At 36.5% G+C, this 15,933-nt stretch carries 9 protein-coding genes; 6 read left to right on the top strand and 3 right to left on the bottom strand.

Translation table 11 applies throughout. The features are described 5' to 3' along the window. Positions 1 to 109 precede the first annotated feature (109 nt). The 5 genes from DZ860_RS03365 (at position 110) to DZ860_RS03345 (ending at position 4,228) form a co-directional block, all read left to right on the top strand. Positions 110 to 1,483, top strand: coding sequence for an HNH endonuclease (locus tag DZ860_RS03365; protein WP_120029477.1), 1,374 nt, complete (start codon positions 110 to 112; stop codon positions 1,481 to 1,483). 166 nt (positions 1,484 to 1,649) lie between these two features. Continuing rightward, a complete protein-coding gene (locus tag DZ860_RS03360; RefSeq protein ID WP_120029476.1) occupies positions 1,650 to 2,054 on the top strand; it encodes a hypothetical protein in 405 nt (134 codons plus the stop codon). A gap of 196 nt (positions 2,055 to 2,250) precedes the next feature. After that, positions 2,251 to 2,835, top strand: a complete 585-nt coding sequence (locus tag DZ860_RS03355) for a hypothetical protein (RefSeq protein ID WP_120029475.1) — start codon at positions 2,251 to 2,253, stop codon at positions 2,833 to 2,835. 152 nt (positions 2,836 to 2,987) lie between these two features. Continuing rightward, entirely contained in the window at positions 2,988 to 3,551 is a 564-nt protein-coding gene (locus DZ860_RS03350; protein ID WP_243641792.1) for a structural protein, read from the top strand. A gap of 143 nt (positions 3,552 to 3,694) precedes the next feature. Then, positions 3,695 to 4,228, top strand: a complete 534-nt coding sequence (locus tag DZ860_RS03345; protein ID WP_120029474.1) for a cysteine hydrolase family protein — start codon at positions 3,695 to 3,697, stop codon at positions 4,226 to 4,228. Between the two features lie 424 nt (positions 4,229 to 4,652). Here the strand turns inward: DZ860_RS03345 and DZ860_RS03340 are convergent, their stop codons facing one another. Next, positions 4,653 to 6,932 carry an nSTAND3 domain-containing NTPase gene (locus DZ860_RS03340; protein WP_120029473.1) on the bottom strand — a complete coding sequence of 760 codons (2,280 nt, stop codon included), beginning with the start codon at positions 6,930 to 6,932 and terminating at the stop codon, positions 4,653 to 4,655. A gap of 296 nt (positions 6,933 to 7,228) precedes the next feature. Between DZ860_RS03340 and DZ860_RS03335 the strand changes: the two genes are divergently transcribed. Next, positions 7,229 to 9,403: an AAA family ATPase gene (locus DZ860_RS03335; RefSeq protein ID WP_120029472.1), complete on the top strand. Its 2,175-nt coding sequence runs from the start codon at positions 7,229 to 7,231 to the stop codon at positions 9,401 to 9,403. Between the two features lie 392 nt (positions 9,404 to 9,795). On the opposite strand, the gene DZ860_RS03330 is transcribed toward DZ860_RS03335, so the two are convergent. Both DZ860_RS03330 and DZ860_RS03325 read right to left on the bottom strand, forming a co-directional pair. Further along, positions 9,796 to 11,067, bottom strand: coding sequence for a ComEC/Rec2 family competence protein (locus DZ860_RS03330; RefSeq protein WP_120029471.1), 1,272 nt, complete (start codon positions 11,065 to 11,067; stop codon positions 9,796 to 9,798). A 494-nt stretch (positions 11,068 to 11,561) separates the two neighbouring features. Further along, positions 11,562 to 15,599: an NACHT domain-containing protein gene (locus DZ860_RS03325; RefSeq protein WP_120029470.1), complete on the bottom strand. Its 4,038-nt coding sequence runs from the start codon at positions 15,597 to 15,599 to the stop codon at positions 11,562 to 11,564. Between the last annotated feature and the right edge of the window lie 334 nt (positions 15,600 to 15,933).

The following is a 15,933-nucleotide window of genomic DNA, read 5'->3' as shown; positions in this document are numbered from 1 at the left end:
CTTTAGTTTAAGTGGCTATGTCACAATGGTTTAGGTAGAGTGGTTGGCGTTGCTCACCACTTAACGCGGCGTTAACCCTATACTGTGAAAATTGGGATATATAGGAAATATGAAAACTTGTTATTTATGCAAAAATGAGTTTGATGGTGTTAGTGTCAAAAAGCATGATGAGCACATCATACAGAACTCAATTGGTGGGAAGCTAACAGCGTCAGATATTTTATGTGAAAAATGTGGTGGTTGTTTAGGAAAACATATTGATGAGAAATTTACTTCGAGGACTTTATGTTTGTCCGTGCTATTGGATTTAGCTCGGGATAGAGGGGAAAGTGCCAAATCTAGAATTAATGTTTCTTTAAATGAAGACTCAAGCCTAAATGATGACAATATAAACTTTGAAATAAAAAGTGATTTTTCTATAATACCTTCAAAACCAGTCTATATATTAGATGATAAAAATAAGGTTGTTACTGTTTTTGGTGCTAATGCGAAGCAAATAAAACAATATAGAAAAGGTAAAACAATACAGAATCTTATTAACGATGGGTATGTTGTCAATGAAAGTGAGAATGTAGCGGATTATGTTAAATCAGCAGAGCTAGATATCAACTATGAATCGCCAGAGCTCCTTAGAGGCATATTGAAAATAGCTATAGGCTTTGCTGCGCTCAAAGGCATACCTGATAAATACTTAAACCCGTTAACTAAATCTTCAAAATTGATAGAGTGTGACAAATCGATATCTAAAATTATTTGGCAATATTACCCAACAACTGATGAAGAAAAAATATACGAAACTAGTAAAAATGAACACGAAGATTGGTATCCTAATCATCAGATTTATTTGTTTAACATAAATAATAACCTATATTGCTATGTTGAGATTTTTGGGGTTATACAAAAATATGTCCATTTGTCTGATAGCTACAATGATAAGAATATTCTGGAAAAGTATCTCCAAAAGACAACTAAGTGGGATTTTAAAAAAGAAGATTGGATGCCTAGGCGTTTACAAGATTGGCATATGTTAGCTCATCAATTTGATGTACCTTATGACCTTGGGAATTTTGAACAAATGCAGAAGAAAATTTTGCAAAGAGCAAGATCTAGATCATATGATATTGAACCAGAATCCCAGATAGAAAAAGTAAACGCGATAATGCAAAATTTAATATTGTATACATTTTCTAATATCAAAGGTCACGATCTTATTGATCAACTTCATGCTAAGGCTAAAGACGCACAAGTGAAATTTAACTTCGAACTTGTTAATAAGATAAAAGAAAATCCAATGACTGTCATGAATTTAATGAATAAAGACTATTCTGATTTCAGGATTGGGAATGTTAACAATAATTGCCCTATCAAATCAAAGTCTTATTCAAGAATCGATAAAGATAAATATGTAAGTTATAAGTCATTTGAATTGTTAACAAATATAAACTTAGAAAATAAAATTGAGTTCAGAGTTCTGGGTGAGTGAGGGTTAACAAGGCGTTTAAGACGGATTCCCAACGCTTGGCATTTTCGGCTTACTTCTATTTTAGTGTTTACACCACAATGGGTTAAGCTGGGTGCTAGCGTTGCTCACCACTTAACGCGGCGTTTTATGTGTTTAATCAGCATCTGAGTAAAAGTTAGGATTTTCAATGGTTAAAATAGTCTTAGTATCTCTTATCGTGCTTTGTTTTTGGCTTGTTAGCCCTGTAATTTTGAAGTCCTATGTATTCTCTTTTCTAGGCATAAATACTTCCGATGTCAGTGGTCTTTATACAGCTGTAGCAGCTCTTTTTTCAGCATTGGCGTTCGCTGCATTATTGGTTACTGTTTGGTATCAAAAGCAACAGCTTGATGTTCAAAAAAGAGAGTTGGCATTGGCGAAAGAAGAGAATGAGAAAAATACTCAAATAGCAGCTTATACAGCACTGTTAACTTACTATGCTGATAATTCCTATAACCCTATAGCTTGTGAACTAACTCCAATGGACATCGCTAAAAAACTAAATAAGCTCCTTGGTAACCCGGATAGGTTAGAGGATGAAAAAAACACATAACAATTTGTTCAAGCAGACAGCTAACCGTCGGCGATTTTGGTTTGTATTGAGTTTAGTGATTATGGTGGCTTTGTTTGAGTGTAGTGCTGGTTAGCTGCTACTTAACAAGGCGTTATGCGTATAGCGCCTCCAGTTACAATGAAGTCGTATCTAATGGTATGATTTATCGTCTTTTATCAGTGTTTGGTTTCGAGTTATGGATGAAAATGAAGTACAGCAACAGAAAGAAGTCGCTTTTTATACTGAAACCTTAAATGCTTGGTATACAACTAGGTTTGAAAAAGATAAACACCTTCTGACGCTATCATCTTTTGGTATTGGTTTATTAGTCACGTTACTCACGACGGTAGGGGTCAGCTCTTTAATTGTTGCGTTAATGTATGCTCTCGCAGTAATTTCTTTTCTGATCTGTATTGTGGCTATTTTAATGGTTTTTTCCCGTAACTCAGTACACTTAGAAGCAATAGTTGCTGGTTCAAATGAAAACGATAAGTGGCTAACAGTACTGGATAAAACATCAGTTGTTTCATTCGTTTGTGGTATACTTTTTACGCTTTTAATAGGCTTATTTTCAGGTGTTGATCATTACCAAAAGGAGAGCGTTAGCATGTCAGATAGCAAAGTAAGAATGGTGGTGCAGAATTCTAGTAATGTTGAGAAGAAAAGTATAAATGGAGCGTCAGCAATGAGACCATCAAGCTCAAGCAGCTCTTCGAGTGCAAGCTCTTCAAATCAACAGTCAGGTCAGTCTTCACAATCAAATAACTCTAACTCTCAGTAAAATACGCATAACAAAGCGTTTAAGACAGATTCCCAACGCTTGGCATTTTACATTCCATCGTTGGGTTTTGTGTTTAAGGTGGTATGGTTAGGTTCGGTGGGAGCGTTGCTCACTACTTAACGCGGCGTTATGCTCCTTGAGGATTAAATAACTTGTTCAGTTTTATAAAAAAATTCTTCCGTAAGGAAGACAAAGGTGTCCAGAGTAAGTCTCTTCGTTCAATCGAACCTAAGAACATCAACGACTTGTTTTTATGGCACTTGGAAGACTTGGGGTATTTTAAGCAATCATGCTATAGCACGGTTCTTCGTCATTTAAAGCATGAGATAGACTTAAATAAACAAGGGGTCAAATTAACGACGGAACAAAAAAAGGAACTTGGGATAAACGCTCGACTTGCAATAACTACTGATTTGGTTGACGTTTTGTCCGATAAAGGCATTACGCTATCTGACCCCAAAAGCGCCTTGAAACGAGTCTATTATCGTGCAACTTTTGAAGCTAATCGGTTAGAAAGCCTCCAAAAAATCATGGACGCTGGTTTTTTTGAAGTCATTTATCGCTCATCAGGAGATGAAAGAGATTGCCCTTGGTGCGAAGCTAACAATGGTAACAGGTTTCCGGTTTCTGAGGAGGCTAATGAAGCCATAAAAACCAATTGTACTTGTGCTTGGAACAGAGGTTTTTTTGGTCCGGTGGTAAAGGTAAAAAAGTAGCATAACAAAGCGTTTAAGACGGATTCCCAACGCTTGGCGTTTCCAGTTTTCTTTGGTTTAAGTGTTTATGTCACAATGGTTTAGGCAGGGTGGTAGGCGTTGTTCACCACTTAACGCGGCGTTAGCCCTATAAGAGGATAATTATGAAATCTGCGGTTCTTGTTATCGATGTTCAATCGATTTTATTCGATCCCGAACCACAACCATTTGAGTCTAAAGTAGTCTTAGATAAGATTAATGAAGTGACCAAATGGGCTCGGAATACGGCAGTTCCAGTTGTTTTCATCCAGCATGAGCAGCTCAATTCTGTGATCGAATTTGGTTCCGATGGTTGGAAGTTGCAGTCGGCGCTTGTGACACAAGTGAACGATTATTTTGTTCGTAAGACAACTCCGGATTCGTTTTTGAATACAAACCTTCAAAGTCTTCTGACAGAATTAGGAATCGACAATGTAATCGTCTGTGGTTATGCGTCTGAGTTTTGTGTTGATACGACCGTTCGCAGGGCTGCTGGGTTAGGTTATTCGGTTACGTTGATATCGGACGCTCATACAACCCACGATAAATCGCATGCTACCGGCGCTCAAATTCGAGCGCATCATAATGCAACATTGCCCAATATTTCGAGTTTTGGTGTAAAGATAGACGCAATTGAAGTTGGTAGCCTTTTGGCATAGGGCTAACAAAGCGTTTAAGAGGGATTTTGAAAATTGACTTATCTATCTGATTTTAATTGTTATTTTATGATAATTTGAGTTGAGGGGTAACATTCAGGGGAACGGCAGAAATAAATTCACAATAAGTGATTAATATCATTTATTTATGCAATAATTTCAATCTCATACAATATTTCGTTTCGTAAACTAAAGGCTAATAGCTAACGTTTTTCATCGTGTTGAGTGCGACAGAATCGCTTGGTGATCACACTGAGCTAGCCATGATCGCTAGCTCATTGTTGGACAAAAGCTTGTCAGTGGTTTTGCTAAATTAGCATTTAACGGATTAGATGAAGTAGAGCAAAACCTTAACTATCACCCCTGACGAATCCAGCAGTGATAGAGTGGATTGAGCGTAAGGGTGGTTTTAAAGGCTAGCTTTACCCTATTTCAGAAGATTGGCAAATAGACTCTTGATATCTTCGTCACTGAAAATATCGCCTTTTTCACTTTCCTTTGCGAGGGGAGATATTGATTCAGAAAAAGCCTCTTCATGTTCATCTAATTCACTAATTCGGTCATATACCGTATTCTTTGCGTCTTCTACATCACGATTCGTGAGTTTAGATAATTCCTCTAAAAACACAATGTGATCTGACAACTCGCTTTCTAAATCAAGCTGAGCGATGGAGTCTGATGTACAAGAGAGCTCAAAATCCACCCAATAATCGATAAGTTTCTGGATACCAAGTTCTTTTTTGTTAGGTATGTAGGTATCCACACTATCAATTATCATATTCAAATCTTCAATATGAACTCCTTGTTTCAATATCTCTCGAATTTTTTCTTCTATTGCTCTTAATAGTCGATTTGATATTGAAGAGCTTTCTTCGACATGTTCACACACCCAACAATGAAGCTCTGGTAAGTCTCGTCCATCTCTACCTCCATCAATGTCCAAGTTAGAAGACTCCAGCAACTCTAATGCCTTATCAAGAAAAGGCGTATAATTACTGTAAGTCCATAAATCGAACAAAAATTCAACTCTTACCGACAAAGATAGGTCGGTAAAACGGATTGTATATCGTTCAAATAAACTTGCGTGCGGCGTTTTTGACTGAGTTGGCGAACTATCTATTTTTGTGGCAAAGTCAGAAAACTTATGAGCGCAATATTTCAAATCTTCTTGCTCTTTAAAAACAGTTTTCATATGTTCCCAAAGATTTTTCGCCCACATAGCTTTTATTGCCACGGTTGGTAGAAGTCCTAAGAACTCTTTATCGTTAAGGTATGACTTTAAAAAGTCTTGAACTGAAGGGTTAACAAAATCAACGCTACCACCTGAAATCGAAATAAATCCAGATTCAAGACTTCTAAGTGATGAATTGAAGTCTTCCAGAGATGTAGGTTGGCCATGAAAATCACAAACATTTCTATGTAACCTTGAAAACTGACTCCTTAGTTCTTCTATCTTTACCCCAAAAATGGTCTTTTGAAAAAACAGTGTTATTAGTAAATGTTTTGAGCTAGAACTCAAAGAATTGAAAGGTTTACTCCAAATCATTTCAGGATGATCTAACGCATCCAATATATAGCTAGGGTAATCAATGGGAGAAATGTCTTGATTAAACTCACTGGAGACAAAAGCTATCACACGAGGGTTGTAGTTTCGGTGATCGATAATATCGCTTAGTGAATCACTTTCAATAAGGGACTCTATGTATTGCCCTTCCAAAGTCGAAGTAAATAAGTGATTAAATAAAATCTCTGCTCGAACTTTCCGTGTATATTGACCAACATCTAACAGGTATTTAGCAAGATGAAACTTCGTACTATCCACACGATCAGAGATCAACTTTGCTTCTTCAAATATATGGGCACGAGTAGTTAGGATGAACCTCGCGTTGGGAGCTCTAACAACCCTCTTTACAAAAAGTGATAGAGCATTGTCTTTCTGAAGGAGCGTTTGTCGATCTAACTCAATTCTTCCTAAAAAATCATCAAAGAAAAACACTGTTTTCTGCTCATTGTTAAGCTTAGAAAAGCCATCTTCTAAAGAATTAATTGAAACAAATTGCCAATCTTCTTTTAGATAATGATAAGAAACCATTTTTGCTAGTGTTGTCTTCCCAACACCAGGTTGGCCCGATATAACAAGGACTTTTTCCTTTTCTAGTTGCTCAATTGCTTGATGTAAGCTCGGGTTAAGCACATAAACGGCCAACTCTTCTAGAATTTCTTCCTTAGTCGCATGAGTATAGGCTTCAAGCCCAGACAGTAAAATTCGTTCTAATACAGCAGTACTTGAGAGCCACAGCTTCATATGCTTCTTTTCTATATTAGGAAAATCTCGGAGTGCAGCTTCAATATCTTCTTTGCCTAGGATATCGTTGGTACTAAAAACATGAGGGGACAGTACTTGCTCCAATTGAGCGCTTTTCTTTGGAGTAAGTGATTGAGATGTAAAGAACAGATATTGTTTGGGTTTTAGTATATCTAACTTATCTTTCTCTTTTTCCACACTTCTTTTTAAACCCGAAAAGGGTGTGCTCGAGTAGTGCTTGCACTGCAAAATAATATCACCCTCCGCTGTCGAATGACGCCCATCAATCCCACCATCAGGACCAGGGCCAAATGCAGAGAAACTGAGTCCCATTTTTTGTGAGGCAATATCTCGACACAATTCTTCGAAGTCAAGAGGTGATAAGTTATCTAAGTTACTCATGATTAGTTTATTCCATGCCTGTAAGACTGACGATTCGATGTTAACACGAGCTTACTGGGACAGTCTTGCTTCTTGCTGTGTAGCTCAACATGGAGCACTTTCAAGGTGGAAAGTGCCGACTGTAACTGCTCTGTACATATATTTATATCACCGATGTCGATGACATAGATATGTAAAATGTAGCTGTGCCAAAGAGCGCATACAAATGGGATGATATGTTGTAAGATGATGGTGATGTAAGTTTGGTGTTTGCGAATTTTAGAGTTATAGGCATGGCTTAATTTGAGGATGATTCAGTGAATAAATTGATGGTCAATTTGACTAATTGTTATGGCATTAGCAGTTTGTCTCAAGAGTTTGATTTTACTAGAGCTCGTGCCAACCTGCTTTATGCGCCAAATGGGATAATGAAGACGTCTTTGTCTAACACGTTTTCAAAACTCTCTGAGGGGCAGGAACCGGAAGAGAAAATTTACAATCGAGAACCTGCATATGAGGTCACGATTGACGGAGAGCCAATCAAGCAAGATGAGATTTTAGTTATTGAACCATTTAATCCTTCATTTGATGCAAAAAACCTATCCACGCTACTAGTAAATACAGATAAAAAGCAACGTTACGATTTACTATACAAGTCAATCTTCGATGCAAAAAAATCCTTGTTAGTTGAGTTAAACAAGCTTTCTAAAATAAAGAAAGATGACATTGAGTCATTACTTTGCAGCGATGTTGGATGTGAGAACATTTTTGAATCTGTTAGGTGGTTGCAGTCGAGTAACTTAGCAAATGAAGATTATAAAACATTACAGTACAAACAGTTATTTGACGAAAAAGTAATAGCACTACTTAATGAAGAAAACGTCTTAGAGAGCGTCGCTGACTATATTGGTAGGTATAACGAGTTAGTTTCCAATTCAACCTTGTTTAAGGTTGGGGTATTTAACCCTTCAAAGGCTAGCACAATCTCATCATCACTAAAAAAAGAAAGCTTCTTTGAAGCTGACCATAAAGTTATTCTGAATGGTAGAGAGGGGGTGGTCGACAGTCATCAAGAGTTTAACGAAATATTCGAAGTCGAAAAAACAGAGCTTTTATCTGACGAACGGCTACGCAATATTAACCAGAAGCTGTTGAACGGTGTTGCTTCCGTAAAAATCTTTCAAGCAATATTAGAAGAACATCCTGATCTAGCCGTTGAGCTGGCAGATATCGCTCTCTTTAAAAAGATAATGTGGTGTACCTATTACTCAGAAAAGAAAGAGCAGTTTGATAACTTATTGTCTTTATTTGATGCAAACAAAGAAGAATTAGAAAGTATAGAAAATGAAGCCAAACTAGAAGAAACCATATGGTATGAAGCTGCAGATACTTTTAAGGAAAGGTTTCACGTACCATTTTCTTTAGATATTGAAGATCACACCAATACGATATTGGGAACTAAAGCTCCTAACATTGTTTTTAAGTTCGTTAATGAAGAGGGCGAATACGTACAGTTTAACAGGGGGCAGCTTACATCGCTCGATGTATTATCAATAGGCGAAAGAAGGGCGATGTATCTTCTCTACGTGATTTTTGAGTTCAAGGCTAGGCAGTCTAGAGGTCAAAGGACGGTTATAATCGTAGATGATATTGCTGATTCATTTGATTATAAAAACAAATATGCAATTATTGAGTACCTTAAAGAAATAGCTGAGGAAGAGATATTTCGCATGTTGGTGTTAACACACAATTTCGACTTTTATAGAACATTTCAAAGCAGAGTCTTAACAGAGAGATCAAAGCGTTTTACGTCATACATAGCTCAAAAAGAGCCTGATAAATCTATTTCCTTGTTAAATGGTGGGGACAACTACGTATCAAATCCTTTTGATGTATGGCGAAGAAACTTTTCAGGAAATCCAGCAATCATCGTATCAATGATACCTTTTGTAAGAAATTTGATTGAGTACAAAGAAGGTACATCTTCTGAGGATTACATGTTGCTCACGTCGCTCTTACATATTAAAGACAACACTAGGGATCTACGTCTTTCGAACCTAGAAACAGTAATAGCGTCATCTATAAATAACACATCATTCAACTCTGATATTGATAAAGACAAGCTGGTCATTGATTTTATTTATGAAACTGCAGATAGTCTCTGTACTACGACTGTAATTGATGAAATCAGGTTAGAAAATAAGGTAGCATTATCTGTTGGTATTCGACTTAAAGCGGAAGAGTTTCTATGGTCAAAGATCTCTGATAAATCACCTATTCGCGGTGTGCAAACTGGTGTGCTTTATGATCGTTATGTTACTGAATTTAGCGGTTCTACCGATGCCAAAATTAAAGAAATAAAGAGTATTTTAGGGCAAGTCATTTTGATGACACCAGAGAATATCCATATAAATTCGTTTATGTATGAACCATTAATGGATCTTTCTGTACACCATTTAGTCGGCTTATACAGAACTGTCAGTGAACTATAGGGATTGTTACAGCAAAACTTGAAAAAGCTGTCATTAGAACGTTGTAACGATGCCGAACTTACCCCGTGATACATCACGGGGATTGACAGCGAACAGCATGAGAAGAATGAATAACTTTTAGTATGGCAAAAGCCCATGAACAGGGTGTGAATGAGTAAAAAGACTAGCCAATAATGGGGCACTTCTGAGCTAGAAGCGCCTCCATGAAAGTTCTGGACAGGAATCAGTTAGGTCTATTGCTCTAAAGTGTTAACTTCGGATAACTGCAGGTTGGGAAAAACGAAGTAGACGGCTTTGTTGTTCGAGAGCATTGGCTGCTGACGCAGCCAAAAGAAGGCTATTGCCTATTGACCGGAGAAGGGCTCATATGTGTTATATGCCGCATTTAAATCCTATTTAATAGCTTTATTAGCTTTATATGTTGGATAGGACGTTATGCGTTTAATATCTCTACTGTTATTAAACGTAATTGTATTAAAACCCTTACTTTTATGTTCTGAAACAGATTCTGGATTGGGATGATTCCAGCGAATATGATTACCAGCAGAAAAATACACCACACTAGAATCACTAGATGGAGATGGAATCAGATATTGACTCTCTTTATCTCCGTGGTGAGGTGCACATATAAATTCATAATCATTTTTCGACAGCATTGAAACATTATTATTATTGTCTTTACCAATACTACTGTACACATAATCACCTGGATATAAAATATTCTCACCATTAAGTTCAATACAGGTTATTAATTCATTATCATTCTTCTTTACAGACGCTAATGGATGTTCAGTCCGGTAACAATTCAGCGCCATATTTTTAGATTTAACTATCAATTCTTTAATTGGTCGCACTTTTTTATTAATTGACTTTTCTTTTGAATCCAACCAACTTAAACCAAAAGGAATATATATTTCTTTAATCTTTCCTAAAATATTGCTATCCCATCTTATTAATCTAAAATGATCAGAATCCAAATGTGATATAATCAAATATATTTCATCAAGTTTACTAATATCATTTATTAAATCATTTGTTATAATTGAGTTAATGTAGTCTTTCCTTAGTACAGGCTTTCCAGCACCTGCATCTAAAAGATATCCAATTTTTCCATTGTGTAATAATGAACACATGCCTTGTCCGACAGAATATGGAATGATACGAAAATCATCTTCATACTTATGACAAATAACATTTTTGTTACTTACAATATTATCTGTTATAAATGGCAATGCAATTTTACTATTATTAAATTTCGGCTTTCTAAATGACTGAAAAGAAATAGATTCCACAACTATCCGTTTAGGCTCATCAATGCCATAAGACGGATAGACATAACTAGGGCTATCCTCATCATATCTTGCCGTAAGAATTGCAAAAGACTTACCATCTATAAACTTTTGTATAAATCTTCTAACATACGGGAATCTATTTTGATACTTTACATTATCTAATGTTGAATTAGCAATTTCAAAACTTAATAAGTTAACATATTTATCATTTTCATCTAAATCATCAAACTCAAACCCTATAAAACTTACCCCATTAATTATATCTTCTCGATTATAATTATTATCTTGTGGTCTCCAATCTTCATTATAATCTAGAGAATATACTCCTTTATCGACTATACATATAACACGAAATATCTTATCTTCTTTCATATACACCAATTTATAATTTTTCACCTAAGGCATATAACAGCTTATTAGCGGGCAACTTGCCCGTTTAGTACAAACCCGGGACGCCCGATTAGTCCGCGTACACTTGTGCCAGCTTACCATATATCCGAGTAAAATCAGTGATTTGAGTTTCATGATTGCAACTTGAATGGGAGAAAACGGGCGTCCCGCACTAAAAACCAGCTAATTTTTACTATATTCATCTCACTGTGTATTTACACAGATGAAATGCATGAGAAAAATTTAGACCTTGTGGGATGATTCGAGCAGTCGGATGGTCGAAGCGCTAACTCACGTTGGGGCATTTTCGTGTTACTTGCCCCGTCAGTACTGTTCTGGACAATTTCGAGTTAAGGTTTGGGGTTAAAGTCGCCTGCCTCGGATAACCTGAGTTTGGGGAAAGTAAAGTAGACGACTTTGATGTTAGTGAGCGTTGGCTGCTAAAGTAGTAAAAAGCAGGCGAAACTTTACGCAACTTAGTGTTTGGAGCGTTTCTCTTCGGGTACTGAAACATCAATTACAATGGACTCTATTAAACCTAATGATCTTTCTGGTATCACTAAATCAACAGCTTTCTTTAAGTCTTTGGCATTTTTAGGCTTTTCTATACCCTTAGGTGGCTTAGCCATCCCTTTACCATCAAACCAAAATAGTAGATAGATTCCATTGCCTTCAGATGCTGGATCACGAGCATATTGTTTTTCTAACTGTTTCTCAGCTGCCGACCAAATCTTACTATGGTCATCCCTCTTAATTTCAATAGGAAGCTTCATGTGCTTGTAATAGATAGCAATATCTGCTCTTTTCTCATCCACATACATTGCTTCTGGCTCCGCAACAATATCTAGATGTTTCAACTTTGCTCTGAGTAGCTCCAGCAATACATCCCTAGAGGCATTTTCATTTATATGTTGAGAACTAGCTTTTCCATCTGTTTCTTTGTTCCAGAACCATTTATATATATCGGTGTTAGAGTTCCTGATTTCACTTTTTAGTTCATTTAGAATATCAATAATGAGAGCTTTTAGATCTGATGTATTCGCTGGTTCTGAGTTTGCTAAAGTAGAAACAACGCTATGTGTACTAGGATATGAAAATCTAGCCTCTCGTGCTTTTCTGATATGCTCCGCAGTTGCATAGTTTATTTCTGACTGCCATTGTTCTAACTTTTTATGTAATTTTAAGGACTCAAGACATAAAGTGGCTTCATTACTTGTGTCATCTGAGAAAGTTCTAATTAAGCTTCGAATTTGTCGAGCAGTTTCTGTTTCATCATGTTCACCAATGGCTCTGAATCCTTCACTAAATTCTTCTATAATATTATCAAAGTGTTGTGCTAGGAGTATAACGACATCTTTCCTATATCCCGCACTACGGGTGTAGAGCCCATTATCGCATCGTGAAAACACATCAGAGAATAGTAATTTTTTTACATACCATTTTGAGTCAGTATTTCGTGCCAATTCATCAGATAGTCCCTTCACGTAAGAGGCTCTATCGCACATAAAGCCAACCGATAACCACATTGCTCTGGTGAAATTTCTCCTCAAATGGCGCTTTTTCAATGAGTATTCGACTAAAGAGATTAATATCTTAGGTTTTACATTGCCTACGATGTTTTCTAGCATAGTCATTAAAAGCTTGGGATGAATATTACTGTAATCTCTTAATAAGTTGGGGATTATAGTTATTGCAGCTAAGAATATATCTTCATCACCACGAAAACTATAGAGTCCAGACAAAGAGGTTGCTTTTTTATCTAGTTGAATCCTCCAAAATTTATCAACGACCAATTGATAAAGATTGAATTTCTTATCTTTTAACCAATTAAACCAATTGATCGAGTATTCTGTAGGTCTAGTCAACTGATAGGAGAATATCAGTATTATTATATTATCTGGTAGCAATAATAGTGATTTTTTTCCTTTTATTTCTGAAATTATCGATATAGCGGCAAGAAGTAGTGATGCTCGATAATAGACTCTTCCGTCGACGTGGGATTCCGCTATATCTTTTATTGAATTGAATACATCTTTATATATTACACTGCTAAATCCTTCATATAAAACTGGAATGTTTTCACTTCCAACTTCATCTGACAGCCTTTTAATTGGTGCTGCTTTCCGATCTACATCAGAATATTGACCTAACCAAACCTTTGCGTAGTGCTGTAATAGTTCAACCTCATCACCTTTTTTAATTTCACTGGATAACTTTACAATCTCTTTTTTATTTTCTTCTAGTCGCCTTTGATTCTTCTCAAGTAGTTTGCTTTTACGTTGTGCATCTTCTAACCTCCATTCCTGATGTTTTAGATCACAGTAGTTTTGGTTAACGAGAGTTTCTTTAAGAGACTTGTGTTGAAGTGATATTTTTTCTATATCTTCTAAGGTAAAACTAAAGTTACTCAATCCTCGATTGAAGTATATGATACAAAATATTTCAAAGACTATTTTTCGCTTGTGTTCATTTCCAGTTGATATAACGTATTGATACGCTTCTTCTATAAATACTTGTTCACTTAGGGAGTTTGCTGTTAAATCATCAAAGCGCCACATAAAACTATATGCAGAACTGTTCTTCTCAGTTGATACATCAATATGATGAAGAAAAACTTCAAAAAGTTTTTTTTCATTACTGTTCAGTAAGACTCTTAACTTATCTTTATCTGAGTGATCGAACGTATTTTTACTATATTCACCAGTGTTAATACCTAACCAACTGTATATATCTTCAATTTTTGCAGATTCATAAAACTCGGAGAGCAATCTTAATGTCAATGAATTTAGAAAATCGAACTGACGCTGAGATATTTGAGACGTTTCTTTCCACTTTATAGCCGATTTTGCTAGAGCTTTTAAACAACTAGAAGGTGTTTTTTCCACTAGTCTATACACCAGTAGCATATAATAAGAACCGATAAATCCAGAGCAAGGTTCAACTAAATACTTTGTTATATTTCTTGGAGTAACTACAGTTGGATATAGATATTCTAGTAGTGCGCCAAGAAGATATTGCTTTTCATCCTTTATTTCTTTTTCATCGATTTTTTGTAGTATATTTAGATATGTTTTATCTAAGTTTAAGCTGACGCCACAAATAGCTTGAAGAGCATCTTCCCTAAGATGATCTGGATTCTTCTCGTTCTCTACATAGTTTATGAGTATCTGCTCAAGCTCTGGAGAGTTTATGCCTTTTGATGACTCCAATGCACCAAAAAGAACAGTTAAGAAATGAGAATTACCATCGTCGTTGGTTATATGCTCTATGAAGGAACTGACGTTAGATTGCTCAGCAAGTCCTCCCAGCTCTTTTACAGAATAATCGCCTTGCCTAAACCAAGGGTCTAGCAAGGAAAGTTTTTTTAACGCGTTTATTGCGACTACTTTTGTGTGCGGAGTCCAAGAGTATGTATCACCATAAATAATGGCACCATAAGGATCGTGATGTATAACTTTTTCAGCAGAACCTGCCAACAAGGTTACTAGCCAAGCATAAACTCCCCTTAAATCTGGTGCCGTTTTTCCATCAAAACCAGTCAACAGAGTCATCAATCGGCGTAATGATAGTCCTTCCCTAATTCGCCTAGCAAGGTATTTTGCCGTCAGGTATTCTGCTATTTTTCGATGTCTTGGAGTAATACGTTCGTTTTCTAGAGGCAAGAACAATCGGCGTCTAGATGCAACTCGCAGGCTAAACAAGTCACCATCAAGCTCGTGAATTGATGGAAAATTTTTTCTAGCAGCTTTCCTGTTTGTTGAAATGCCTTCTATGTTGGAAAGCATCATGATGGAAGCTAGATACTCGGATGATTTTTGCAAAGTTAAGTCGTTTAACTGTTCATCAAGTGCTTCATTGTGCTCGTCGTTCAATTCCTTCAGCAGAGATCTGCACGCACCATCCATGAGCTCTGCCCTTGTGCTAGGCCACTCTCCCATATCTTTATAAAATTGATAAAGGAGCATAAAATCTCCTGGATTGTTTAGAAAAACCTGGAGGTCGTGAGCTGTTGCTCCTTCTATAAAATCATGAATGTCTTCGCCTTCGATGAGCTTTGGCCAATCTTTTTCAGTTAGTGGTTGTAACGTTAGTTGCACTATTTGGCTGTCAGATATCGAGTACTCAAGTGCTTTCAGGTCTTGTTCTGAATGCCATTCGGCTGTTCGACATGCGATTCTTATCTTGGAGGCTTCTGCTTGCTTGATTTGAGCAACCAAAGCATCCATAACGCCTCGCCCCCGATGTTTGCTCCTTTGTTCATCCAAGCCATCAAGGTACAGAACTTTTTCTTTGTACTGAGAGGGATTTGAGCAGGATAAAAACTCCCCAATGGGAATAAATAAGGCACTTGGCTCGTCTTTCGAGGCTTGTAGAAACGATGTTGTTTTACCCAAGCCAGGCTCACCAACGATTACCAATACTTTATGTTTGAAAAAAAAATTTATTGTTTGATGGTCAATAGAATCTGAAGGTTTCGGATAAGTTTGAGAGAAAAGGCGATTAATTTGAACCATATGCATATCAATTGATTTTATATTATTTAGGCATTATACGATTTTTCGTCGTTGCAGTAAGTTTCACGCCTCACAAAACTATGAGTTTGAAAAGAGGTTGTGTGAATAGCTACCGATTTGATAGTCACATTATCTCATACTAGGTGTATTAGATTAATTAAATCAAAAAGAAGTTTGTGGAACTGTTAAAAGTGCCAGCTCTAGCAAATTTTGGGGCATAAACGAGCCAAGACGGTTAGACCTGAGTTTTACTCCTATTAATGAGGTGTAAGTCATTGATTGGATGTTTGAATTACGTCAACAAAGTATTCTAGTTGTTTGATATATTATTCTT

Origin of the sequence: Vibrio sinensis (assembly GCF_003605645.1) — a bacterium.
GTDB classification, from domain to species: domain Bacteria; phylum Pseudomonadota; class Gammaproteobacteria; order Enterobacterales; family Vibrionaceae; genus Vibrio; species Vibrio sinensis.
Note: the sequence above shows the minus strand (reverse complement) of the source record. Positions and strands in the feature narration are given on the sequence as shown.

What these genes read in the sequence shown, in the direction of transcription:
- DZ860_RS03340 (WP_120029473.1), bottom strand. Translation starts at nt 6,932, where the DNA reads ATGAGTAACTTAGATAACTTATCACCTCTTGACTTCGAAGAATTGTGT.
- DZ860_RS03330 (WP_120029471.1), bottom strand. Translation starts at nt 11,067, where the DNA reads ATGAAAGAAGATAAGATATTTCGTGTTATATGTATAGTCGATAAAGGA.
- DZ860_RS03345 (WP_120029474.1), top strand. Translation starts at nt 3,695, where the DNA reads ATGAAATCTGCGGTTCTTGTTATCGATGTTCAATCGATTTTATTCGAT.
- DZ860_RS03325 (WP_120029470.1), bottom strand. Translation starts at nt 15,599, where the DNA reads ATGGTTCAAATTAATCGCCTTTTCTCTCAAACTTATCCGAAACCTTCA.
- DZ860_RS03365 (WP_120029477.1), top strand. Translation starts at nt 110, where the DNA reads ATGAAAACTTGTTATTTATGCAAAAATGAGTTTGATGGTGTTAGTGTC.
- DZ860_RS03355 (WP_120029475.1), top strand. Translation starts at nt 2,251, where the DNA reads ATGGATGAAAATGAAGTACAGCAACAGAAAGAAGTCGCTTTTTATACT.
- DZ860_RS03360 (WP_120029476.1), top strand. Translation starts at nt 1,650, where the DNA reads ATGGTTAAAATAGTCTTAGTATCTCTTATCGTGCTTTGTTTTTGGCTT.